This is a genomic window from Paenibacillus sp. 1011MAR3C5 (genome assembly GCF_003591485.1).
Taxonomy (GTDB): domain Bacteria; phylum Bacillota; class Bacilli; order Paenibacillales; family Paenibacillaceae; genus Pristimantibacillus.
The window spans coordinates 377,515-399,946 of the sequence record NZ_QZCF01000002.1 but is presented as its reverse complement, the minus strand read 5'-3'; the positions used below and the strand labels follow the sequence as shown (position 1 = coordinate 399,946).

Below are 22,432 nucleotides of genomic sequence, written 5' to 3'. Positions count from 1 at the left end.
AGCCCTTCGCAGCCGTGCTATATGACACGTTTCTTTCCGGCAAGAAACGGTGTGCCTTCCGTACCGCGCAAATCGCGATTGCCTTCCACCTGCACATCTTTGTCCAATATGCAGTTGGCGACAAAGCTGTTCTCCCCTATTTTCCCGTTCTGCATAACAATGCTGTCCTTGATCAATGCGCCTTTCTCCACATGCACGCCTCGGAACAGGATGCTATTAAGTACCGTACCCTCAATTCTGCAACCGTTGGCTATCAGCGAATTGGATACGCGGGATCCTGACGAATAACGGGCGGGCGGCTCATCCTTGACCTTCGTGTAGATCGGGCCGGGCTGGTTGAACAGCTCCTTCCATACCTTCGGCTGCAGCAGCGACATATTGTGGTCGTAATAACTGGACAGCGTATTGACCACGCCCAGATAACCTTCATACATATAGCCGTGCACCTTCAATTGGCCCAGTCGCGAGAAGATGGCATGACGAACCAGATGGTCCTGTCCCTCTGCAAGCGATGTCTCGACCAGCTCCATGAGCAGCTCCTTACGCATGACATACATCTCCATCGAGACGATATCGCTGAGCATGCGCCCGTAATGATCCTGAATGGATGTGATTCGGCCGTCATCCGCCATCTTCACCTTGCGGGCCTTTCCAGGGGACGACTGAATCTCTTTCTTACACACTACGGTAATATCGGCCTCTTGCTCCAGATGGTGGTTGATGACCGCTTCAAAATCGACATTGCACACCATATGGCTTCGCGTAATGACGACGTACTCCAACGAAGAACGCTTGAAGTAATCACGATGCTGATAGAAGTGGTATAAGTCCCCCCTGCTGATTTCCTGAATATCATCCGTTGCGGGCGGAAGAATGAACAGCCCGCTCTGCCGGTGCTGAAGATCCCAATGTTTGCCCGAACCCAGATGATCCATCAGCGACCGGTACTTGGTATGAGCGAATACCGCCACCTGGCTAATGCCGGAATTGACCATACTGGACAAGACGAAGTCAATCAGCCGGTATCTGGCTCCGAACGGAACGGTAGCCAGACAGCGGCTTTGCGTCAGCCGCTCCAACTCGTCAGTCTCATGAATCAAATTAATAACGCCAAGCACCTTATGCTTCATAACGGCTCCACCTCCAGCAGTTCGTGATCGGCGGCGACATACTGATCCACCGCAACAACCGTAATCGCAGCATCCATGGGGTCGCCAATAGTTACGCCAGCCTGAATAACAGCTCCCTCGCCGATAATAGCCCGATGAATCCGCGCTCCTTCTCCTATTCGCACATTAGGCATAATGACAGATTCCGAGATATAGCTGCCCTTCTCCGCATGTACGCCGTAGAACAGCACGGAGCGGTCGACCGCCCCCTCCAGCATGCAGCCTTCCGTGACGAATGACGATGTCACCTGCGCGGACTCGGCTGTTAACTGAGCGGGCATATTGGGGCTCACCGAGTAGATACGCCACTTCGGATCATAGAGGCATAATTCCGGTTCATCAGCGATCAAATCCATATTCGCCTCCCATAACGATTCGATCGTCCCGACATCCTTCCAGTAGCCCTTGAACGAATAGCTATGCAGACGGAGTCCATCCCGCAACATGGCCGGTATGACATCTTTGCCGAAGTCATGACTGGTGCTGCGGCTCGCCTCATCGTAGATCAAATATTTTTGCAGCGCCTTCCAGGAGAAGATATAGACGCCCATAGACGCAATATTGCTGGTCGGATGCTTCGGCTTCTCTTCGAATGCCGTAATACGGTCTTCGTCATCCACATGCATGACACCGAACCGGCTTGCCTCCTTCCAGTCCACGGCAATTCCCGCTATCGTAACATCCGCTCCGCATCGCTTATGATGCTGAAGCATCAGCTCATAATCCATCTTATAAATGTGATCGCCAGAAATCACAAGCACATACTCCGGGTTGTATCGCTCTATGAAGGCCATGTTCTGATAGATCGCATTGGCTGTGCCTTTATACCATACTCCGCCCTTCTGCTTCATGTACGGCGGCAGGATAGTCATTCCCCCGTCCCTGCGGTCCAGTCCCCACGGACTGCCGATGCCGAGGTACCGGTTCAGCTCGAGCGGCTGGTATTGGGTAAGCACCCCGACGGTGTCAATGCCTGAATGGGCGCAATTACTGAGCGTAAAATCGATAATGCGGTATTTGCCACCAAAATAAACAGCAGGCTTGGCCAAGTCTTTCGTCAACACGCCCAGCCTCTTACCTTCGCCTCCTGCCAGCAGCATAGCGATCATTTCCTTACGGCCCATGGACACCAACTCCTTTGGTTAAAATGCGTCCCCCGTTTGAGGTGCAAGCAGCATGAAGGTATACGGGGGAAGATGGATCGAGATGCTTTGGTCTTGGCCATGCCAGTTAGCAGCATCCGTGCAATAGCCCTCTGGCGGCTTCGATGCGGCGGCGCCAGCCATACTCCCTCCGCTATGAATGCGAATCTCGTACACGCCCGGCTCCGGGACACCGATGCGGTAGTCGCGATAATCGCGGTTGGAGAAATTGGCAATAATAACGGAGAAGCTTGAACGACCGCGACGGATAAAGGATATGACAGATTGCTGCGCATTATGAACATCTATCCACTGGAAACCATTCGGATCTGCGTCCCTCTCCCACAAAGATGGAAGAGAGCGGTATTCATGATTAAGGGCGCGCACATAGCCGAGCATGTCTCTGTGGCTGTCATAGCCGAGCAGCATCCAGTCCAGCATATCACCGTCCTTCCACTCGTCGAATTGTCCCCATTCACCTCCCATGAAGAGTAGTTTCTTTCCGGGGTGGGTCATCCAATAGCCGTAGAACAGCCGCAGCTGAGCGAATTTCTCTTCGTAGCTTCCCGGCATCTTGTTTAGGAGCGAGCGCTTGCCATGAACGACTTCATCATGCGAAAGCGGCAATACATAATTTTCGGAAAAGGCATAACATAAGGAGAACGTAATCAGATGATGATGATGCGGTCTTTCGTCCGGGTGGAGCGACATATAGCGAAGCATGTCATTCATCCAGCCCATATTCCATTTGAAGTTGAAGCCGAGTCCCCCTTTATAGGTCGGGGCGGTCACGGCAGGCCATGCGGAGGAATCTTCCGCCAGCATCAATGCGTCGGGGTAGTAGTGAAATACAATTTCGTTTAATCTCTTGAGGAAGCGAAGAGCATCCAGGTTGTCTCTTCCGCCTAATTCGTTGTAGGTGTGCATGTGAGACGGCTTATCCATATGCAAGTTCAGCATATTGGCTACTGCGTCTACGCGCAGGCCGTCGATGTGGTAGAGGTCCATCCAGTAGAGCGCATTGGAGATCAGGTAGCTGACAACTTCCTTGCGCGAGAAGTCGAACGCAAGCGTGCCCCATAACGGGAGCTCTGCCCGGTTCGCATTATATCCTTCGTAAAGCGGTGATCCGTCGAATAGCCGCAAGCCGTGGTCATCCTTGCAGAAGTGTCCGGGCACCCAGTCCAGGATGACCCCAAGGCCATGCTGGTGGCAGGTATCCACCAATCGCATCAAACCTTTGGGGCTGCCGTAGCGGCTTGTTGCGCTATAGAATCCTGTGATCTGATAGCCCCAGGATTGATCAAGCGGATGCTCGGCGAGCGGCATCAGCTCGATATGCGTATAGCCCAGTCCTGAGACATAGGGAACCAGCTCGTCAGCCAATTCTTCGTAGGTATAAAAGATTTCTTTCCCTTTAATCTTCCATGAGCCCGCATGGGCTTCATAGATGAGAAGCGGGCTGGAATACGGCGCATGGCGCTTCTTATGCTGCATCCAACCGCTGTCATTCCATGAGTAACCCGTAAGAAACGTCACGACCGATGCTGTGCCCGGGCGCCGTTCGGCGAGGAAGGCATACGGATCGGCTTTCCTGACAGTGGAGCCGTCTTCCGCAACCAATTCATATTTGTACAGCTCCCCCTCCGTCAAGGAAGGGACGAACAACGCATGAACGCCTGTCATTCCGACTTGGCGCATAACATGCCCGCTCCCGTCCCAGCTATTGAAGCCGCCTATGACCCTTGCTTCTCTGGCGCTTGGAGCCCATACAGCAAACTGGATGCCGGATATGCCGTCCGCCTCTGCAAAGTGCGCTCCCATAAATCGATAGCTGTGATAAGACGAGCCGTGATTGAACAGATATAAGTCTTCTTCAGTCAAGCTGACAAACGTCGCTTCTGCCATGCGCAGCCTCACCTCCGCCGGAAAAAGGATTTACGCTCATTATACATGCTGTCGTGAAAATAAAACAGTCCGTTTTCATAAAATATAACCAAAAAGAGTAGGTATATGTCACAATACCTCACTTTTCGACGTGATTTTAATGAAATCTTTACATTACACCAAATTCATAACTCGTTGAATGTAGTAGTGTTTCGAGCAATACCCCTTCGAAACGGCTTCTTCATCACAATTGACCCACTTACATTCGATAGATTTCTTCACACGACGGGGTCTAACCATGTTAGGGTCCCCATGTCTTAACACCCGTTGATGATGCATGGCGCAAAGCCCTTTTGCTTTTATCGGTTTCATGCAACCCTCAATGCTGCAGCTATTCACTTGATGTTCCTCCCTGTTGTATGCAATGCTAGTCATGCGACATCGCTGCTTTGCGGCTCGAAATTAATATTAGCGGGAAACCTGTACAGAATAAAGCTGACTGTAGCCCCATTACAAGGGATTAAGACAACCCAAAACGCCTCATGCTATCCGTAAGCTCCATTTCGGCGCTGAAGTTTAAATAATTAAACATAATGTGACTCTGTTGGTTTCGGCTGCCTGCGCCGGCCTTGTGAACCGTTAAGCGTTATCATATACTTTAGTTCAATTATATACGAGAAACTGGTAAATTGAGGGGGGTCATATTTGTCTGTTCATCAACAACTGTTTCATTTATTAAATCAACCGATGATCATTTTGAAGGAACATGACGGTATCATACAAGTGGATGATGCCAATGAAGCCTTTATGACGCTGACAGGATTCCCTCTCTCCCATCTGCTCGCCACAAAAAGCCAGTTTCTAAAAAGCCATTACCGCATTGACTTGCGGAAACGAATCTTGAAACGCGAAATCATGATGCCGACGAAGCGATTAAACCAGTTGGCCGTCCGGATCGAGCAGATCCCGCTTCCGTGCCAGCCGGACGATCCTTGGATCAGGGCCTTCCTTATCTTCGAGGACTTAACGGCGTTCAAGTGGATCGACCGTCAGCTGGAGAAGGGTAAAGTCCTCATAAGCGGTGTCGTCGACAAACATCTGCATATTCGCTTCCTGCGCGACAATATGGCGCCGCTTCTATTCGAGCCCGACACAACGATGGAAGACGAAACCCTTCTGCAATTCATCGCCGAGACTGAACGGCCGCGCATGATGGAGATCTTCCAAGAACCCTCCCGGCTGCTAAAGGAACAAAACGTAACGATTCATACCAGCAAATTAAGCGGGATCGAGCTGGAGCTGGAACTGACGTATTGTCCCGTCCTGAACGGTCACGGACATTGCAGCGAGCTGGCCTTTGTCGTGTGGGACCTCCGCCCTGCCAACGATCAAGTCGTCGATTCCGCCACAAAGCTGAAAATATGGATGGCCAAGCGCGATATGTCGGCGGGGCAGCTCGCCGCATCCACCGGCATTTCGCTGCAGACGATATCCAAGCTGAGAAATGGAAAAATCGAAAAGCCCCAGAGGCTCACAGCTGAGCTGATTGCCTCGGAGCTTGGTGTTGATGTCCATCATATCTGGCCTTCCATTCGCAAGTAAGGAAGAGCTTCTAACGCAGGAAAGGCGTCAGTTGCCCGGTGTAACAAAGATGCAGCTCATGCATAGCTCGAGTACATGCTGTATAAAACAGCTTTCGTTCGCTCTCGCGTGAATAAGCAATTTCCGACGCGTCGCTAATGATGACGCCATCGAATTCCACACCTTTCGCTAGATAAGACGGAATAATCACATTCCCCTTTTCAAAGGTTACCGTTTCCTTTTCGATCAGACGAAGCCCTGGATAGACCGTCGCCAATTGCTCGCTGATCCTTTTGGCTTCCTCGGCTGTTTTGCATATGATGGCAACGGATTCGTATCCCGCCTTCTCAAGCAAGCGCAGCCGCTCGGCGATAATAGCCGGGAGCTCTTCTTGGGAGGCCGCCTGCGTCAATGTGGGCTCGGCCCCATTCCTGTTGAACGGCTCGATGCGTTCGCCGCCTTCGATGATGCGGCTGGCAAACTCTACAATTTGCCGGGTCGACCGGTAGCTGCGATACAGCGTGATCCGCTCGGTCTCGCCCTGCTCGAACAAGGTGCTTAGCGTGTGGAACACCTCGCCCGTACCCGAATGGGCGAAGATGGATTGATTAAAATCTCCAAGCAGCGTAAATTTGCTATTCGGGAACAACCGTTTCAAGTACCGGTACTGGAACTCCGAATAATCCTGGGCTTCGTCGATAAATAGATGCCTCACCGTCGTATGCGTGCGGAAGCCTTCCAGCTTTTCTTTCAAGTAAGTATAAGGCGTCGCATCCTCATAAGGCATAACGCCCTGCTCAAGCCGCTCCAGCGTCATCGCGCTTATTCGGTTCCAATCGACTGAATGGCTGTCATACCCCTTTACAGCGGCTGCATCGGGGCGATAGAGCGCCTTATAGATGGCCGGAACGTCAAGGAACGCAACTTTCTTCACACGGCGGCGCAGCTTCTTGAACTTCTCCTGCACGACTTTCGCTGCCAAATAATTGCGCTCTGAGTCGAAGTCATCATAAGAATGCTCCGAAAATTTCTTTTTCCCCCTCAACTCTTGATAAGCCAGCGCATAGCTTTCATTATCAAGCAGCTCAATCGCTTCATCTACCCATTTCTTCTTCTGCTCTTGCTTGGCAAGCGCCGTTAATTCCTTAAGCAGCCACAGGATGAGCGAGCGGAGTCGGTTCGGAATTGAAATGGAGCGATCCATCTCGTAAAACTTCTCTGCTATCGATCGGCCTCTAATAAGCGTTTGCCCCCGGAAGACGATCGACTTGAACACAAGGCCGGATTCGCCGAGTTGCGATACATAACGGTCCATCAGCTCCATAAAGTCCGCTCTCGATTTCAGACCGATGCCGTCCAAGCGGGTGTGATAATGCTTATCATTCATCGTCGTCAGCGTATATTCCATCTGAGTGAATGGATCTTCCAGCGCGAAGTCCCTGCCAATTCTCTTCTCCAAATATTGCTGGTAGGTTGCTTGATTCATATTCTGCTCGCCAAGCTCCGGCAATACCGTCGATACATAACTATTGAACATTGGATTGGGGGAGAAGAGAACAATTTGGTCTGCGCTCAGCACGCCCCTATACCGGTACAGCAAATACGCAACACGCTGCAGCGCCGCGGATGTTTTCCCGCTGCCTGCCGCGCCCTGCACAATCAGCAGTCTGGCGCGTTCATTACGAATGATCGCGTTTTGCTCCTGCTGAATCGTGGCGACAATCGTCTTCATAGCTGCATCGGAGCCTTTGCCCAGCACCTCCTGCAGCAGCTCATCGCCGATGGTGACGCCTGTATCGAACATGCTGCGAATTTCGCCGCCGCGAATTATATATTGGCGCTTTAGCGTCATCTCGCCGCGAATGGTGCCGGCTGGCGTCTCATACGTGACTGGTCCTGGCCCATAGTCGTAATACACGCTTGATACCGGTGCTCTCCAGTCGTAGATCAAGTACTCCTCGCCGGAGTCATCCAGCAACGATCCTACGCCCAGATAGATTACATCCGGTTTTGCGCCCGGATCAGCTTCGTCGGTAAGATCGATACGCCCAAAGTAAGGTGACCTCTTAAGCCTTTCCAGCGTAGCCAGCTGCTCCGTCATATGACGATGGCTTCTCTCCCGCTCCGACAATAGCTCAGCCTGCTGCTTCATACTGGCATACGTTTCCGCCGTTTCGGCGGAATCCTCGAAGTTCACCGTGACATCTTCCCAGAAATCGCGCCGGATGTCGACGATTTCTCCCCGGATGCCTCCGGTTTTTTCCTTTAATGTCTCTATTCTATCTCGAATCAATCCTGTCAGGTTGTCTACGCGAGCTTGTTCTTCATTCCGATCATTTTCGATATTCGACATAGGAACCTCCTCTAGGCAAAAATCCGATATCGTCCAGCATTACCTTGCCGCGCTCGCTCTGAAAGCGGAATTGGATGCCGCTAATTTCTTGTGGTGCAAGCGGCACGTTCTCTTCCTCCGTTTCTCCTTCCGGGGAAACAAATAGTTCGATGGGGATAATAAAGGTCTGATAAACGGCTTCTACCGGATTTCGATATTTGTTGTTTTTTATTCGGTCTTCCAGGAAACCCATCTTCAGAAAAGAAGTGTATGCAGGTTCCGGCACGCTCATGAATTGGTCAAGCTCAACCGACAGCTCTTCGCCGCTATCGGTTGTCAGCACGACCTCTATGCTCGGCAGCGGAGGGAGTTCCGCGTCTTCATCCACAATCGGTGATTCATCGCGGTTCTGCGCTCCATCATCCGCATCCGAGGGCTGTTCCTCCTGTTCCTTCTCCTGCTGCAGCAGATCCCACTCCAGATTGGACAGAGAGAACACAAGGCTGCCCTCTTCCACCTTCTCCAGTTCGCGGGCTGCGACCGAGGAAAGCTCCAGCTCATAAACTGCGCCCGGCTCTTCCCATTGCAGCGACATGCCCGCCGTTCCTTTTGTATTGCCATCCCGATCTTTAGGCTTCTCCTTCTCTCCAGCTACCATCCCTTCATATGCGGTCTGGCCAATGAGCCGGTTATACGCATCATAATGGATGACCCGAACGAAATCAGCCCCTTCATAGCGGCTCACATAATCGGTTGGCGGAAGCCACTGAAGGCCTGATCGATAATCCTGAAATAATGCCTTATACTCCACGTGGTCAAGCAAGGTTGCCTCCAGAAAGGCGGAAATAAACACTTTGGCAACCTCCCGTTGATCTTCCGGATTCATCAAGTCTTCCCGGTTGAGCAGCAACCCTCCCGGCAAGCGCTCGTCCATCGTTCCCCAATCGGTGTTGAACTGGCTATGATTGGCATGGGCGAGGTACAGCTGAGCCTTGAACCGGTCCGATTCTCCGCTAAACCCAACACGGCTATACTGCCGCTCACCGTAAAAGTTGTTCACATCTGCATCCTTGGCTCCTTGAATTGTAAAATAATTCGTATCAAGCAGTTGAGCTGATTTATCGTCTACTCGCTTGTCCGTCGGCGCAATCGCGACAACAGACTGGATTTGAATGGAACGAATGCTATCCAGGGACATATCATCGGCGAACCATCGCTCTGCATCAGCGGCGATCGCAACCGCTTGGCCGCCGCGGGAATGGCCAATTAGACCGATCTTGTCCCAATCTACCATTCCGGTAAAAAGCGTTCCATTCTGCGCGGCCAAAGTCTGAATTTGCTGCAGATGCTTCAGAAGCAGCCATCCGCGAATTTTCATATCGTCATTGGGAAGGCTTGACCAGACCGAGTAATTCATATAATTGGCGTCCACCGATACGGCAATTATGCCTCGGCTGGCCAACAGCTCGCCCAGATAGGCATACCCGCCGTCAGAGAAGTATTCCATCAAATGATTGCCATGCACAATAAGGACAAGCGGAAACGGCCCCTCGCCCTCCGGCATCCATACCCGGCCGTTCAGGGGGAGGCTATGCTCATTAAAGCCCCAGAACCACGTCTTTAGCTTCGACCAGCTTGTGATATAATCGGAGGCATCGATCGTCTCCGTCACAACATCCACATCCTTGCCGAACTCATCGCGATGCTTGTCTTGCCCGCTGCCATAGCTGAATGCCTTGACGCTGTATCCTCCCGGCTCTCCGGGATTATCCGCTTCGATGCGACTTGGTTCGAGCAGCGGCTCCGCTTGATCCTGGGAAGCGGCATCGACGCGTTCCGGCTGCTTGGCCGGAGAAGGCCAGCCGGCATAGAACGGCACGGCTGCGACCAGCACCGCAGCCGACACAGCCAGCGCCGCCTTGGCGGTACGGTGAACCTTCAGATTCAATAAAAAACCGAATAATAATCCGACTAACAATGCAGCTAATGCGTACGCTGCGCCGAACAAAATAGAGATCGCCGTGCCTAGCTCAGTGAAATATAGGACTACCGAGCTCTGCGCGCCTGTATATAGAACATTAGCCGTCAATCTTCGGGGAAGCGGCACATACAGGAAGGCCAGCATAGACGAGATTATATATCCAAGCAAGACCATCAGGAGCGCATTGGCAGCCAGGAATAGCAGTAGATCGATCCATACGCCTAACCCCGTCGGCATCCCCAAGACAGCCAACGACATGGATATGGAGCTGAACAGTATACACATGCCTCCGGCAAACCGCGTAACAAAGCCTTCCCGCTTCAGCCGAAGGGCATATCGGCTCTTGAACCAGTCCGCCGCTTTGCGCGCGCGCGGACGCGGCTCGATTAGACGCTCCATGCGTCCCCCTTTACTGACAGCCAATATCGCCCATACTGATTCTCGATATGAACCGGTACGTCGAAGAACGTTCCCATCCGCTCCGAGGTCATCAGGTTTTCCGTTGTGTCCGAAGCATAGACTTGGCCTTTTTTCAGCAGCAGCGTCTTGGTAAAGCACGGCAAAATCTCTTCCACATGATGGGTAACATAGATAAGCGTTGGTGCATTCTCTTGCTTCGCGATCGCATCAATCATGGAAAGCAGGCTTTCTCTTGCGAATATATCTAGTCCTGTGCATGGTTCGTCCAGAATAAGCAGCTTCGGTGAATTCATCAGCGCTCTGGCAATAAGTATCCGCTGTCGTTCGCCTTGTGACAACGTGTCATACGTACGCGACGTGAAGGACGAGCAGCCTAATGAATCCATAAGCGAGCGTGCGCGTTCCATATCCTCTTCCTCCAGCTTATCGTATACGCCGATGGTGGAGAATTTGCCGCTAAGCACAATTTCTAGGGCTGTTTGGCTCCCGTACAGCTTCTGTTGAAGCGAAGTGCTCACCCAGCCTATGCTTTTGCGCAGCACGCGGAGGTCATATTCGCCGAAGGTATGACCCATGACGCTGATTTTTCCGCTAGTCGGCCATATGTAACCATTTATCATATTTAGAAGTGTCGTTTTTCCCGAACCGTTCAGTCCAAGCAAACAACAATGCTCTCGTTCTCCCACTTGCCAGCTCACATCATTCAGGATCGTGTCATCACCGCGTTCCCACGTCACATGGGATATATCGATAATCATCGTTTCCCCTCCCGCTTTTCTTTCTATCGCAATCATGGATATCTATTCTATCAATATCATACACGGATTACCAGCTGACGTAAAAGATAGGCCCCCCCGATACCGGAGGAGCCTTGCAACTTCTTTATGTCGGTTATGTTAAAGCATAATAAAAGGGAACGATGACCAAATTAAGCACGACTGCAATTAGACCCAGCGTCATGGACCAAGCGCCAAGCGCTTTTGCTCCTCGACGATACGCGATAAAACCAAGCACGGCTGACGTCACACCCATAAGCACCGGCCAGATGAACCACGATGCAATAGCGAATACAAGCGATACCCAGCCAAGCGCATAACCATTCGACTCCGTTACGGCTTCCTCGCCATCCCGTTCACGACGGCTGGCAATTCGCTCGGTATGCGCCACCGGCATGCCATAAGCAAAATCGGCGCCCATCTCTTCATTGACATTTGCCATCTGATTAGGATGCCCGCTGTTGGTTGGCGCGAAATTTGCTTCCGTTTCCTTTTCGGAAGACCTGCGATATTCCACTTCATTGTCTCTGTTCCGATCCATCCCGATCACTCCTTCGGCTTAAAGGTGTGGCAGCACGTAGCAGCGGATTCCGTCGCTTGGTCTTGATGGAACAGACCCAATTCATCACCGGCAAATTCCTCTTGGAACGAGCCTTTGGCATGCTGGTCGATATCGATCATAATTTCCTTTGCGCCACAGTTATTGCCTTCTTCCCAGAAGCTGCAATTGGCAACGCTGCAAGATACGCCCTTCGGCATAAAAAATCACCTCCGCTACACATTGTTCCTCGCGCGGAAGTGATTCATTCTGCCTTATTTTGAGCCTTGCATACGGCGCTGCGTCATATAGTCGCTTTCATAATACGCCAGATCGTCACGGAGCTCCTCGAACACCTTCGATACGCCGAGTACAACGTTGCGCGCTTCACGTACCGGCTTGAATCTAAAGCGGATGGCGTCTTGTCCTGTGTAGGCGTAGCGGCCGTCTTCGGAATAACATTCATTTTTCGGATAGAAGAATGCATTGACACATTGGTGGTACGCTTCATACAGCGCGCGCTCGCCAAATTCCATATCGAAATTAGGTCTTCTGAGCAGAACACCCAGTTTTTCTACCGAAACTTCAGAATATACGAGCAGATGACGAAGGTCGGCAAGCAATCCTTTATAGAAGATCGTGGCATCTTCTCCGCCTTCTTCGCCTGTCAGCTGGGGTAGGGAGTGGTCATTGAGGAACGGTTCCAGCTGCGCAACCGCTCCTTTTAATTTTTCGCGTGTAGATTCAGCTAGCGCTTTAACATTTGTCGATGGCATGGTGGTAGATCCCCTTTCCTAATTCCAAACAAAAAAAACTATATCAACACACATCGTACCACAAATTCCATGGAAACGGTACTGGCGTTTCATGAAATGGCCGCATAATTTGGTCTCTTCATTCGGACTCTAAGACAGTGATGTCTTGAACCAATTTGAACACATTGGAATATGGAGGATGCAGCATGCGAAAAACTTGGATAGCCGCCTTTACTCTCATAGCGTTAGCGGCGCTGCTTATTCCCGCTACGCCGTTCTATGCCCCTCCGAAAAAGCAGGAGGAGCCGTCCCAGCCTGCCCCGCTTTCCGTTCATCATGAGCAGAAGCACAAGCTGGCCGCCTTGCAAAACGACATGGACGCAACAGCTTTGCTTGTTGCAACGGAGACCACTAAGGACTTCCGCAATATTATAAATGCCGGCGGCGAATCCGAAGCGAAGGCACTTCAAGCTATGGATAGCTTGTTGAGGGAGCATTCCCATATCGGATATCTGGATTGGATTTCGAAGGGGACGTCGCATCACAAGGGACAAATGCCTAAAACCAAAAGCAACGAGTCTCATTCCTACACACAAGAAGCGGCCTCCCACGTTGCGAAAGGCGCAGCCTATGAATCGCCGCCGTTCGAAGGCAAAGACGGAAGCCGGTATATCGTGCTTGGTGTACCTGATGAGCAGCACCCGGGAACCGGCGTAGTGGGCATCGTCAAGCAGGACATTATTAAGCAGGTGGAAATGCATCAGAAAAGGAATTTACGGTTAATACCCTATCCGTCAGAAGGCAACTACCGCATCGAATCCGTGAAGCCCAACTCGACTATCGATACAACCGTACGTACAGGCGAGGATAACGGCAATGCGAGCCATTATCATATCCGCGATGTCGTCGTGCATTTCAACCGCGACTTGACCGAAAAGGATATGAACCGTATTCGCAAAGACATAAAAGTTGAATCCATGCAGCAAATCGGCGATACATTCGTATTCCGATCCAAATCGCTGGAGACCAAGGCGCTTATGCAGTACTTCAAGCAGAAATGGAATCCGCGCTACACGGAGCCTCACTATCTGTATTTGACAAATGAAGCAGCAGGAGAGACAGCGGATCCGATCATTCCGAACGATGCGCTGTACTCCAAGTATCAATGGAATTTGCCTTCCATTGAGACGGAGAAAGGCTGGAATGTTTCCAAGGGCGACGAAGGCGTCATTATTGCCGTCCTCGACACGGGGGTGCAGAGCAGTCATCCCGATCTGCAGGGCAAGCTGCTAAGCGGTAAAAATATCGTCAATCAAAACAGTGCGCCGGATGATGACGTTGGCCACGGCACTCATGTAGCCGGCATTATCGGTGCATCCGTCAATAATGGCGAAGGCGTAGCCGGCATCTCCTGGTATAACAAGATCATGCCGGTCAAGGTGCTGGACAGCAGCGGCGCGGGCTCGACCTATTCGGTTGCCCAAGGCATCATCTGGGCGGTTGACAATGGCGCAAAAGTAATCAATATGAGCCTTGGAAACTATGCCCAAGCCGACTTCCTGCATGACGCGATCAAATACGCCTATGAACAGGATGTCGTTCTGATCGCGGCAAGCGGCAACGATAATACCGAGCGTCCTGGTTATCCGGCAGCTTATCCGGAAGTGTTCGCAGTAGGTGCGACCAACAATAACAAAGAGAAGGCATCCTTCTCCAATTATGGCGATTATATCGACGTTGCGGCGCCAGGCGACAGCATCGCAAGCACATATCCCGGCAGCCAATACGCCGCCTTGTCCGGCACATCCATGGCCAGCCCGCATGTTGCTGCGCTCGCAGGCTTAATCCGCTCCGCCAATCCGTCACTCTCCAATGTAGAAGTGATGGAAATTATGCGAAGTTCGGCCCGAGATCTCGGAACCAGCGGTAAGGACGTCTACTTCGGATATGGCGAGATCGATATTGTGAAGGCACTGGATGCCGCAACCAGCTATGGCGGAACGCTGCAAACCTATCCTAAGCAAGTAAAGCGCCGCCTTGACTCCATTCTGAAGTAGTAGTTAAAGCAGCACACGCAAAGAGGCCGTCTGTCCATCGACAGGCGGCCTCTTATACATGTTATGAATGGTAGAATTCCGTGCGGAAAGTTTGACGTAAGCCGGGTTCTGTACTTCTAGTGGTATGAACGGGAACGACCCTCCCACTGTGAAGCGACAATCATCTATCTAGGCCATACATTGCTGCATGGCTCCAGCAACCAACCCGGACGCGCCTCGGGCTAAGGCTGCAGCCTCGAAAGCTGCCGCGTCCTCTCGGTCTTGCTCCAGATGGGGTTTACCAGGAACGCAGTCACCTGCGCTCCTCGTGGTCTCTTACACCACGGTTCCATCCTTGCCTGTGCGTGCCTTGCGGCAGCCATCGGCGGTCCATTTCTGTGGCACTATCCTTCAGCTCGCGCTGACTGGACGTTATCCAGCATCCTGCCCTGTGGAGCCCGGACTTTCCTCTCGCAGCCAAGCTGCCAGCGATTGTCTGTCAAACTTTCCGATGCACGATTTAGTATACAAGGTTTGAAGCGAAAGCTCAACCCTGATTTATTGCCAGATCAAGGTCATACAAAGGTGAAGGGCTCGGTCGCAAGCTTGGACGCTACGGCCACCGTATTTGATTTGCTTTCCTTCAGCTTGGCGTTTAGCCATTCCGCCACTTTTCCCTTCATAACCTTCTCAATATTGTGGCCGGCGTCGATAATGGTCATGCCTGCTGCTAAAGCGTCATGCGCCGTATGATAATCAATATCGCCTGTTACGAGCACATCCGCTCCCGAGAATATGGCGTGCCGGACATAACGCGCTCCCGATCCGCCAAGCACGGCTGCCTTGCGGATGGGCTGGTCTGCTGGGCCGACGATGCGAAGCATCGGAACGTCGAAGGCTGCTTTCAGCCGCTGTGCCAGCTCGCCAAGCGTCGCAGGCTCTTCCAGCTTGCCCGCACGGCCTAGTCCGAATGATCTGCCCTTCAAATCAACCGGATACAGATCATAGGCTACTTCCTCATAGGGATGTGCCTTCAGCATAGCGCTTACCGTCTTGCGATGAATGCTGTACGGAACAATGACTTCGATACGCACTTCAGCCACCCGCTCCAGCTTGCCTTCTCTTCCGATGAACGGCTTCGTGCCCTCACCCGGCGTGAATGTTCCGGTTCCTTTGATGTTAAAGCTGCAACAGCCGTAATTGCCGATCTCTCCTGCTCCGGTACGCCAGATCGCCTCCAGTACAGCCTCATGATGGCTCTCAGGCACAAACACAACCAGCTTGTAAAGCTTATCCGTATGAATTTCCTCCAAGCAGGTGCGGCCTTCGGACTGAATGCCGATCTGATCTGCCAGCCAGTCGTTCACGCCTCCGTCTGCTACATCCAGATTCGTATGGGAAATATACACGGCAATATCATTCTTGATCAGCTTCTCGTATAGCTTGCCTGCCGGCGTGGATGTATCCAGCTTCGCGAGCGGACGATAGATGATGGCATGATGCGCAATAATGAGATTAGCGCCTTCGGCAATAGCCTCCTCGACCACTTCATCCGTCACATCAAGCGCAACAAGCACTTTGTTAACCGGCTTGTTCAGCGTACCTAGTTGCAAGCCGATCTTGTCATTCTCAACCGCGTAATGCTTGGGAGCCAGCTGCTCCATATACTGTACTATTGTAGCTCCGTTTGCAAGCACCCCAGCACCTCCTCAATCCGTCTAATATCTCGCTCGAATTGTGTTTTCTTCAAAGCGGATTCCGGAAGCTCCGAACCGCTCAACTGTCCGCATATGCGCTCCAGCTTTTCGATCTCAAGCCGCCACTTCTCAATCAGGACGGCAGTTGGCTTGCGAAGCAAATGAGGACCCATTCGCACCAGAAGTCCCTTCAGATCGCTTTTGTCCCACTCCAGCGGCAAAAAAGAACCGTCGTAAAGTTTTTCGTTGGATGCGGCGGCATACTCCGCACGTCTGGCATGCAGTACCTCGTAGATCTTACCGTCTTCCTCCAATATCGACTCTTCGCGCAGTTCCCAGCCTTTCCCAAGCAGCCATAGCCGCACCTCGTCTTCTCCGACGTTCGGCTGCAGCACCAGCTCTGTTACGCCCTGCAGTTTACCTGCTTGATCGCCGGCTTCCAATATCATGCTCATTAAGCTGCCGCCCATGCCTGCGATCGTGACACTGTCGGCTTCACCGCCGTTCAGCACGGACAGGCCATCTCCCTTGCGAACCTCAAGGCGCTGCTGCAAGCCTGCATCGGCCGCTCCTTTTCTAGCAGCTTGATACGGTCCTTCGTTAAGCTCACCCGCAATTGCTGACGGAACTTTCCCGCTCTGGAGCAAATAAATCGGAAGAAGAGCGTGATCCGAACCAATATCCGCAACCCGATTGCCTGGCGTAATATAGTCTGCAATTCGCTGCAGACGATTTGATAATTTAATCATTATGCTACCCACACCATCCATTGCTTGCGCAAAGCGAAGAGGAGACCTCCGCCAATTGCGATTTTAATAAGAAGCTGCACCTGCAGCCATGCTGAATTATGTACAACAACGAGCGTATACAGCTCAGGCATAAACCAAGCCAGAGCGCATGTCACGAACAATATGGCCGATACCGGCTTCGTCCAGCGGTGGAAGAACCAGCAGCTCCAGCCGAAGAGAATTGCAAGCGGCAGCCAATAGAGCTGAACCTCGTACCACACCGGATCTTGCGTGAACTGAGAAAGCAGCCAGCCATAGACAAGCAGCGCAGCCAGCCAGCCGCATAAATGCAGACCGTGAATCCGGGCTTTGATGCCATATATGATCCAAAACAGTGCGCTAAGCGACACGATTCCCATCTTCCAGCCCCAATGCGTGAGACCATGCAGATCAAGAATATGCAAGCCGCCTCCCAGCAACGTTAGCATGCCGATGCTCGTCAGCGTCAAGCCAGCCGCTTCGTGACGCGCCCGGAATCGGTTCCCTATCCATAGAAAAGCAGCTACAGCACCGATTAATACGCCAATTTGCATTGCGGGATGAAAACGGCTAAAATAAAGCACAACGAAGGAAATTAAGGTAAAACCACCAAATGTAAGCAACCATTGCTTGCCAGTCGCCTTCTGAACGGCTGCGATGGCTTTCCCCACTGCATGCGTCGAAGGCTTCGCCTTCGGTTCTTCGTCGGGGTCCGCATACAGGTTCAGCAGAAAATCGCAGTATTGATCGGGAAGAAGCTTGCTCCTTCGCCAATGATCGATTTCCCTTACAATGATTTGCCTGCGTTCTTGATTCATTTCGTCGGCTTCCTCTCCGTCTGAATACGTCGTTCATTGGAAAAAAGACCTCGCTGCTTAAAGCAGAAAGGTCATAAGAACTACTTTATTCAAGGAAATCTTTTAAGCGTTTGCTGCGGCTTGGATGGCGAAGCTTGCGAAGCGCCTTGGCTTCGATCTGCCTGATCCGCTCGCGCGTTACACCGAACACCTTGCCGACTTCCTCCAACGTTCTGGTACGTCCATCGTCAAGTCCGAAGCGTAGGCGAAGCACATTCTCCTCACGTTCCGTCAGCGTATCCAGCACATCCTCCAATTGCTCCTTTAGAAGCTCGTACGCTGCTGCATCGGCTGGAGCAAGTGCTTCCTGATCCTCGATAAAATCGCCCAAATGCGAATCATCCTCTTCACCAATCGGTGTCTCGAGGGATACCGGCTCTTGCGCAATCTTCATAATTTCCCGTACTTTTTCCGTGCTAAGCTCCATCTCTACCGCAATTTCTTCCGGTGTCGGTTCACGGCCCAGCTCTTGAAGCAGCTGACGGGAAACACGGATAAGTTTATTAATGGTCTCGACCATATGAACAGGGATACGAATCGTGCGCGCCTGGTCCGCAATCGCGCGAGTAATCGCCTGTCTGATCCACCATGTCGCGTACGTACTGAATTTGAAACCTTTTTGATGATCGAATTTCTCTACAGCCTTGATGAGGCCCATGTTCCCTTCCTGGATAAGGTCGAGGAACAGCATGCCTCTGCCTACATAACGCTTGGCGATGCTTACAACGAGACGAAGGTTCGCCTCAGCCAGTCTGCGCTTCGCTTCTTCGTCACCATTCTCGATTCGGATAGCCAGTTCAATCTCATCGTCGGCGGACAAGAGCGGCACACGGCCAATTTCCTTCAGGTACATCCGTACCGGATCGTTAATTTTGATACCCGGCGGAAGAGCCAGATCGTCATCGAAGTTGAAGTCGTCTCCTCCTTCGCGCTCCCCTTCTTCGTTGTTCACCCGAAGCGGATTTTCCTCATCGTTCTCATTCAATACTTCAATGCCCAAGTCGTCCAACTGCTCGAAAAATTCGTCAATCTGTTCCGGGTCTTGATCAAAGGGAGACAACTTCTCCATAATTTCTTTATACGTTAAGGAGGATCTCTTCTTGCCAATTTCAATCAGCTGATCCTTGACATGGTCCAGCTTTTGTTCGGTATCTAATTCAGTATGTTGATCGTTCGCCATTTCCGACTCCCTCCTCCCTAGAACCAATCATGAAGTCAACCTTTAAGCTGTCTCTCTAGGGTTATAATCTCAAGACCTAATCGCGCTGCCCTCATGGTGTCGCCAGCGCGCTCGGCGCGCACCATTTCTTCCTTCTTGCCCTCAATCTCACGAAGCTTCGGAACCTTCAGCACCGTATCGATATAAGCATCCATTACCGTTTCGTCAAAAGGGAAATCCCCATCCATCATCAAGATGGAAGAAGCCGTCTCCTCCAGACGATCATCATGCAAGGACTCGATAAACCGGGCGGCATCTGGCTCGTATCCGCCTGCATAATAAGCGTATAAATAAGCAGCAAGCGCTGCGTGATCCTCTACATTAAAGGAATCGCCAATCCGTTCATGTACGGCTCCAGCCACATCGCGATCCCGCATCATGACATGCAGCAATCTCCGCTCCGCGTACGTGTATGCCGGCAGAAGCTTAGGCGCCCCGGACGTACGGCGCTTTTCATTTCTACCATTATTCCACGAATTGTCGTTATTATCCCCGACAGGTTTCTTTTTTTGCTGTTCCATCCGGATGCTGTGGCAATCCTGCTTCAGCGCTTCCAGCGAAATATCGAACTCCCGGGACAATTCCTTCAAATACACTTCTCGTTCCGTAGAGGAGTCAAGTCCGGCCACGATCTCTACCGCTTCCATCAGATAGTTTTTACGACCCTCTTCTTTTAGCAGTATATGGTTTTTCCTTGAATATATAAGCTTAAATTTTGTAACGGAGACGGGCTCGTCCACGACATCCCGTATATACGCTTCCGGTCCGTATTCACCTATATACTCATCCGGATCCTTGCCTTTCGGCAATATTGCGATTTCTACCTTCAGCCCAGCCGCCTCAAGCATCGGAATAGACTTGTATGCGGCTGCTTGTCCAGCGTCGTCGCCATCGTAGCAAAGCAAAACCTCCTCGGCATGTCGCCTCAATATGGAGCAATGCTCTTCCGTTAATGCCGTACCCATTGTCGCAACGCCGTTCTTGACGCCTGCGTTCCATGACTTGATGACATCCATGTAGCCCTCGAACACGACAACTTGCTTGCTCTTCCGAATGGCCGGTTTCGCATAATGCAGGTTGTAGAGCGTTCTGCTTTTCGTGAACAGCATCGTCTCGGGTGAATTGAGATACTTCGGCGAACCGTCGTTAATGATACGCGCAGCAAAAGCCGTTGCTTTGCCGTTGCCATCCCATACCGGAAACATAATTCGTCCGCGGAATCGGTCAACATAACCGCTGCCGTCATTTTTCGCCGATAACAAACCGCCCTTCTCCATAAGCGCCGGGTCAAAGCCTCTTCCCGTCAAAAACCGGGTGAGCACATCCCACTCGTCAGGCGCAAAGCCGATCATAAAATGATCGATGAGCCGGTCCGACATGCCTCGCTCCCGCAAATATTGCTTGGCCCGATCTCCCTGCTTCGTATTGTTCAACAGATAGTGATAAAATTTGATGGCCAGCTCATGCGCTTCTACGATTTTTTGCCGATTCGGATCCTGGGCTTGCCCCTTGCCGCTCTCTGAAATCCAGGTAACGGGAATATCCGCTTCCTCCGCAAGTATCCGGACCGCCTCAGGGAACGAGTAACCCTCGATCTCCTCGACGAACCGTATGACATTGCCGCTCTTGCCGCAGCCGTAGCAATGAAAAATCTGCAACTCCGGCGTAACGGTGAATGAAGGGGTTTTCTCCGAATGAAACGGACATAACCCCTTCATGTATTTGCCCTGCTTCGTAAGATGAACGTATTTCCCGACCGTTTCCACGATGTCATGACGCTTGCGAACCTCGTCTATGACTTCCTCCGGTATTTTACCGTATGTCATCGTTCATCACACCTTCATCCAGCAAGAGAACGCTATAGACTTTAATAGGTCCTAAATAATATTCGCTAAACGTCATGGTTCTCCTGCTCGATTTTCAAAAGTTTTGTCATCTTTTGTTGAAAAGCATCTCGATCGTCTTGCGACATCGCGCGAGGCCCCTTCGTACGGCCCCCGCCACGCCTCCACTTGGCGCTTTCATGCCTGCGCTCCATCAAGTAGTCAATGTTGGCGTTCGTATACTGCTCTCCTCGAGGCGACAGGACAACAGCTCCCTTGCCCAGCACCATGCAAGCAAGTCCAAAGTCCTGCGTCACGACAATATCCCCTGCCGAGACATGGTTAACGATATACAGATCGACCGATTGACTGCTTCGATCGACCTGTACAACCTTCACGCCTTCACCCGGCTCCATGCGATGGTCGTACGAAGCGACCATCCATACAGGAACGCCAAATTCTCTTGCCGCAGCAACGATTTCCGCCTTTACCGGACAAGCGTCTGCATCTACCACAATAGTCGGATTTTCGTTCATTATGATCATCACCGCTCGTTCTGCATTCTGCATCTGCCACTATATCTATTATATACGGCGGCTTCGCGAAAAAATCCTGCTCACGCAGACGTTATTGGCTTCGAACATATTCCATGATGAGACTGGCCGTCTCTTCCACAGCCCGATGCGATACATCGATGACAAAACAACCGAGCTTGTTCATGATGTCTTCCGCATACTTCAATTCTTTTTCAATCCGGTCTGTTGTTGCGTAAGCTGCTGTATTGGGCAAGCCAAGCGCCTTCAGACGCTCCTTCCGAATGACGTTCAGATAAGACGTATTAATCGTAAGTCCGATAATTTTTTGCCTCGGAAGCTTGAACAGCTCGTCAGGCGGCTTGATCTCCGGTACGAGCGGCACATTCGCCACCTTGTACTTCTGATGGGCCAAGTACATGGACAATGGCGTCTTCGACGTACGGGACACACCGACCAATACAATATCTGCCTTCAGCACACCGGAAGTATCTCTCGCATCGTCATACTTGACCGCAAATTCCACTGCCTCAACCTTGCGGAAGTAATCGGCATCCAAGACGTGATTAAGACCGGGCTCTTGCCTCGACTTGCGACCCGTCCGCTGTTCCAGCGTCTCGATAAAAGGACCGAGCAAATCAATGGCGGCAATGCCGCTATTATCCGCAAGCCTCTTCATGCCTTCACGCAGCTGCGGCATGACGAGCGTATACAGGACAATTGCCTGCGCGAGCTTCGCTTGCTCCGTAATTCGCTGCAAGGCGGATTCGTCTGTGATGAAAGGCGTTCTTCGAATCTCCGCATGGATCGGATGGAATTGCGCGATTGCGGCGCGAACGACCAGCTCGCCGGTGTCACCTGCCGCATCGGATACAACATAGACAATCACTTCCGGCCTATGGCTTGCTTCCGTCATCTT

The 22,432-nt window shown here is 51.7% G+C and carries 18 protein-coding genes and 1 other RNA gene; 2 read left to right on the top strand and 17 right to left on the bottom strand.

The window, feature by feature from the left end:
• Nucleotides 1-17: 17 nt before the first annotated feature.
• Genes glgD through glgB form a run of 3 tightly spaced genes read right to left on the bottom strand, consistent with a single transcriptional unit; the run spans nucleotide 18 to nucleotide 4,219 of the window.
• The gene (glgD, locus tag D3P07_RS06705; protein WP_119799422.1) at nucleotides 18-1,130 is read right to left on the bottom strand and encodes a glucose-1-phosphate adenylyltransferase subunit GlgD; all 1,113 of its coding nucleotides are present in this window, start codon (nucleotides 1,128-1,130) and stop codon (nucleotides 18-20) included.
• Nucleotides 1,127-2,293 (bottom strand): glucose-1-phosphate adenylyltransferase, encoded by a 1,167-nt coding sequence (locus tag D3P07_RS06700; RefSeq protein WP_119799421.1) that lies wholly within the window; start codon nucleotides 2,291-2,293, stop codon nucleotides 1,127-1,129. The genes glgD and D3P07_RS06700 overlap by 4 nt, the downstream gene beginning before the upstream one ends.
• A gap of 18 nt (nucleotides 2,294-2,311) precedes the next feature.
• Nucleotides 2,312-4,219, bottom strand: a complete 1,908-nt coding sequence (gene glgB, locus D3P07_RS06695; protein WP_119799419.1) for a 1,4-alpha-glucan branching protein GlgB — start codon at nucleotides 4,217-4,219, stop codon at nucleotides 2,312-2,314.
• Between the two features lie 684 nt (nucleotides 4,220-4,903).
• Here glgB and D3P07_RS06685 point away from each other — a divergent pair.
• Nucleotides 4,904-5,800 carry a helix-turn-helix domain-containing protein gene (locus D3P07_RS06685; protein ID WP_119799415.1) on the top strand — a complete coding sequence of 299 codons (897 nt, stop codon included), beginning with the start codon at nucleotides 4,904-4,906 and terminating at the stop codon, nucleotides 5,798-5,800.
• Between the two features lie 10 nt (nucleotides 5,801-5,810).
• Here the strand turns inward: D3P07_RS06685 and helD are convergent, their stop codons facing one another.
• The 6 genes from helD to D3P07_RS06655 all read right to left on the bottom strand — a co-directional run bounded on the left by helD (nucleotide 5,811) and on the right by D3P07_RS06655 (nucleotide 12,602).
• Nucleotides 5,811-8,132: an RNA polymerase recycling motor HelD gene (helD, locus tag D3P07_RS06680; protein ID WP_119799413.1), complete on the bottom strand. Its 2,322-nt coding sequence runs from the start codon at nucleotides 8,130-8,132 to the stop codon at nucleotides 5,811-5,813.
• Nucleotides 8,113-10,491 carry an alpha/beta hydrolase family protein gene (locus D3P07_RS06675; protein WP_119799411.1) on the bottom strand — a complete coding sequence of 793 codons (2,379 nt, stop codon included), beginning with the start codon at nucleotides 10,489-10,491 and terminating at the stop codon, nucleotides 8,113-8,115. Before D3P07_RS06675 ends, helD begins: the two co-directional genes overlap by 20 nt.
• Nucleotides 10,479-11,270, bottom strand: a complete 792-nt coding sequence (locus D3P07_RS06670; protein ID WP_119799409.1) for an ABC transporter ATP-binding protein — start codon at nucleotides 11,268-11,270, stop codon at nucleotides 10,479-10,481. Before D3P07_RS06670 ends, D3P07_RS06675 begins: the two co-directional genes overlap by 13 nt.
• A 133-nt stretch (nucleotides 11,271-11,403) precedes the next feature.
• Nucleotides 11,404-11,829, bottom strand: a complete 426-nt coding sequence (locus D3P07_RS06665; RefSeq protein WP_119799407.1) for a hypothetical protein — start codon at nucleotides 11,827-11,829, stop codon at nucleotides 11,404-11,406.
• Nucleotides 11,830-11,834: 5 nt separating this feature from the next.
• Nucleotides 11,835-12,047: a DUF1540 domain-containing protein gene (locus D3P07_RS06660; protein ID WP_119799405.1), complete on the bottom strand. Its 213-nt coding sequence runs from the start codon at nucleotides 12,045-12,047 to the stop codon at nucleotides 11,835-11,837.
• Nucleotides 12,048-12,101: 54 nt separating this feature from the next.
• Nucleotides 12,102-12,602 (bottom strand): YpuI family protein, encoded by a 501-nt coding sequence (locus D3P07_RS06655; RefSeq protein ID WP_119799403.1) that lies wholly within the window; start codon nucleotides 12,600-12,602, stop codon nucleotides 12,102-12,104.
• A gap of 185 nt (nucleotides 12,603-12,787) precedes the next feature.
• Between D3P07_RS06655 and D3P07_RS06650 the strand changes: the two genes are divergently transcribed.
• Nucleotides 12,788-14,638 (top strand): S8 family peptidase, encoded by a 1,851-nt coding sequence (locus D3P07_RS06650; protein WP_119799401.1) that lies wholly within the window; start codon nucleotides 12,788-12,790, stop codon nucleotides 14,636-14,638.
• 82 nt (nucleotides 14,639-14,720) lie between these two features.
• On the opposite strand, the gene rnpB is transcribed toward D3P07_RS06650, so the two are convergent.
• The 8 genes from rnpB to D3P07_RS06610 all read right to left on the bottom strand — a co-directional run bounded on the left by rnpB (nucleotide 14,721) and on the right by D3P07_RS06610 (nucleotide 22,429).
• An RNA gene (gene rnpB / locus D3P07_RS06645) (RNase P RNA component class A) lies at nucleotides 14,721-15,125 on the bottom strand.
• Nucleotides 15,126-15,192: 67 nt separating this feature from the next.
• Entirely contained in the window at nucleotides 15,193-16,314 is a 1,122-nt protein-coding gene (locus tag D3P07_RS06640) for a Nif3-like dinuclear metal center hexameric protein (protein WP_119799399.1), read from the bottom strand.
• Complete coding sequence (locus D3P07_RS06635) at nucleotides 16,290-17,063, bottom strand: tRNA (adenine(22)-N(1))-methyltransferase (protein WP_119799397.1); 774 nt, start codon at nucleotides 17,061-17,063, stop codon at nucleotides 16,290-16,292. The genes D3P07_RS06640 and D3P07_RS06635 overlap by 25 nt, the downstream gene beginning before the upstream one ends.
• Nucleotides 17,063-17,899, bottom strand: a complete 837-nt coding sequence (locus D3P07_RS06630; RefSeq protein WP_119799395.1) for a hypothetical protein — start codon at nucleotides 17,897-17,899, stop codon at nucleotides 17,063-17,065. Before D3P07_RS06630 ends, D3P07_RS06635 begins: the two co-directional genes overlap by 1 nt.
• Before the next feature lie 85 nt (nucleotides 17,900-17,984).
• Nucleotides 17,985-19,118: an RNA polymerase sigma factor RpoD gene (gene rpoD / locus D3P07_RS06625; protein WP_119799393.1), complete on the bottom strand. Its 1,134-nt coding sequence runs from the start codon at nucleotides 19,116-19,118 to the stop codon at nucleotides 17,985-17,987.
• Between the two features lie 35 nt (nucleotides 19,119-19,153).
• Nucleotides 19,154-20,983, bottom strand: coding sequence for a DNA primase (gene dnaG, locus D3P07_RS06620; RefSeq protein ID WP_119799391.1), 1,830 nt, complete (start codon nucleotides 20,981-20,983; stop codon nucleotides 19,154-19,156).
• A gap of 65 nt (nucleotides 20,984-21,048) precedes the next feature.
• The gene (locus D3P07_RS06615; RefSeq protein ID WP_119799990.1) at nucleotides 21,049-21,516 is read right to left on the bottom strand and encodes a YaiI/YqxD family protein; all 468 of its coding nucleotides are present in this window, start codon (nucleotides 21,514-21,516) and stop codon (nucleotides 21,049-21,051) included.
• Nucleotides 21,517-21,607: 91 nt separating this feature from the next.
• Nucleotides 21,608-22,429 carry a pyruvate, water dikinase regulatory protein gene (locus D3P07_RS06610; protein ID WP_119799389.1) on the bottom strand — a complete coding sequence of 274 codons (822 nt, stop codon included), beginning with the start codon at nucleotides 22,427-22,429 and terminating at the stop codon, nucleotides 21,608-21,610.
• Nucleotides 22,430-22,432: the final 3 nt, after the last annotated feature.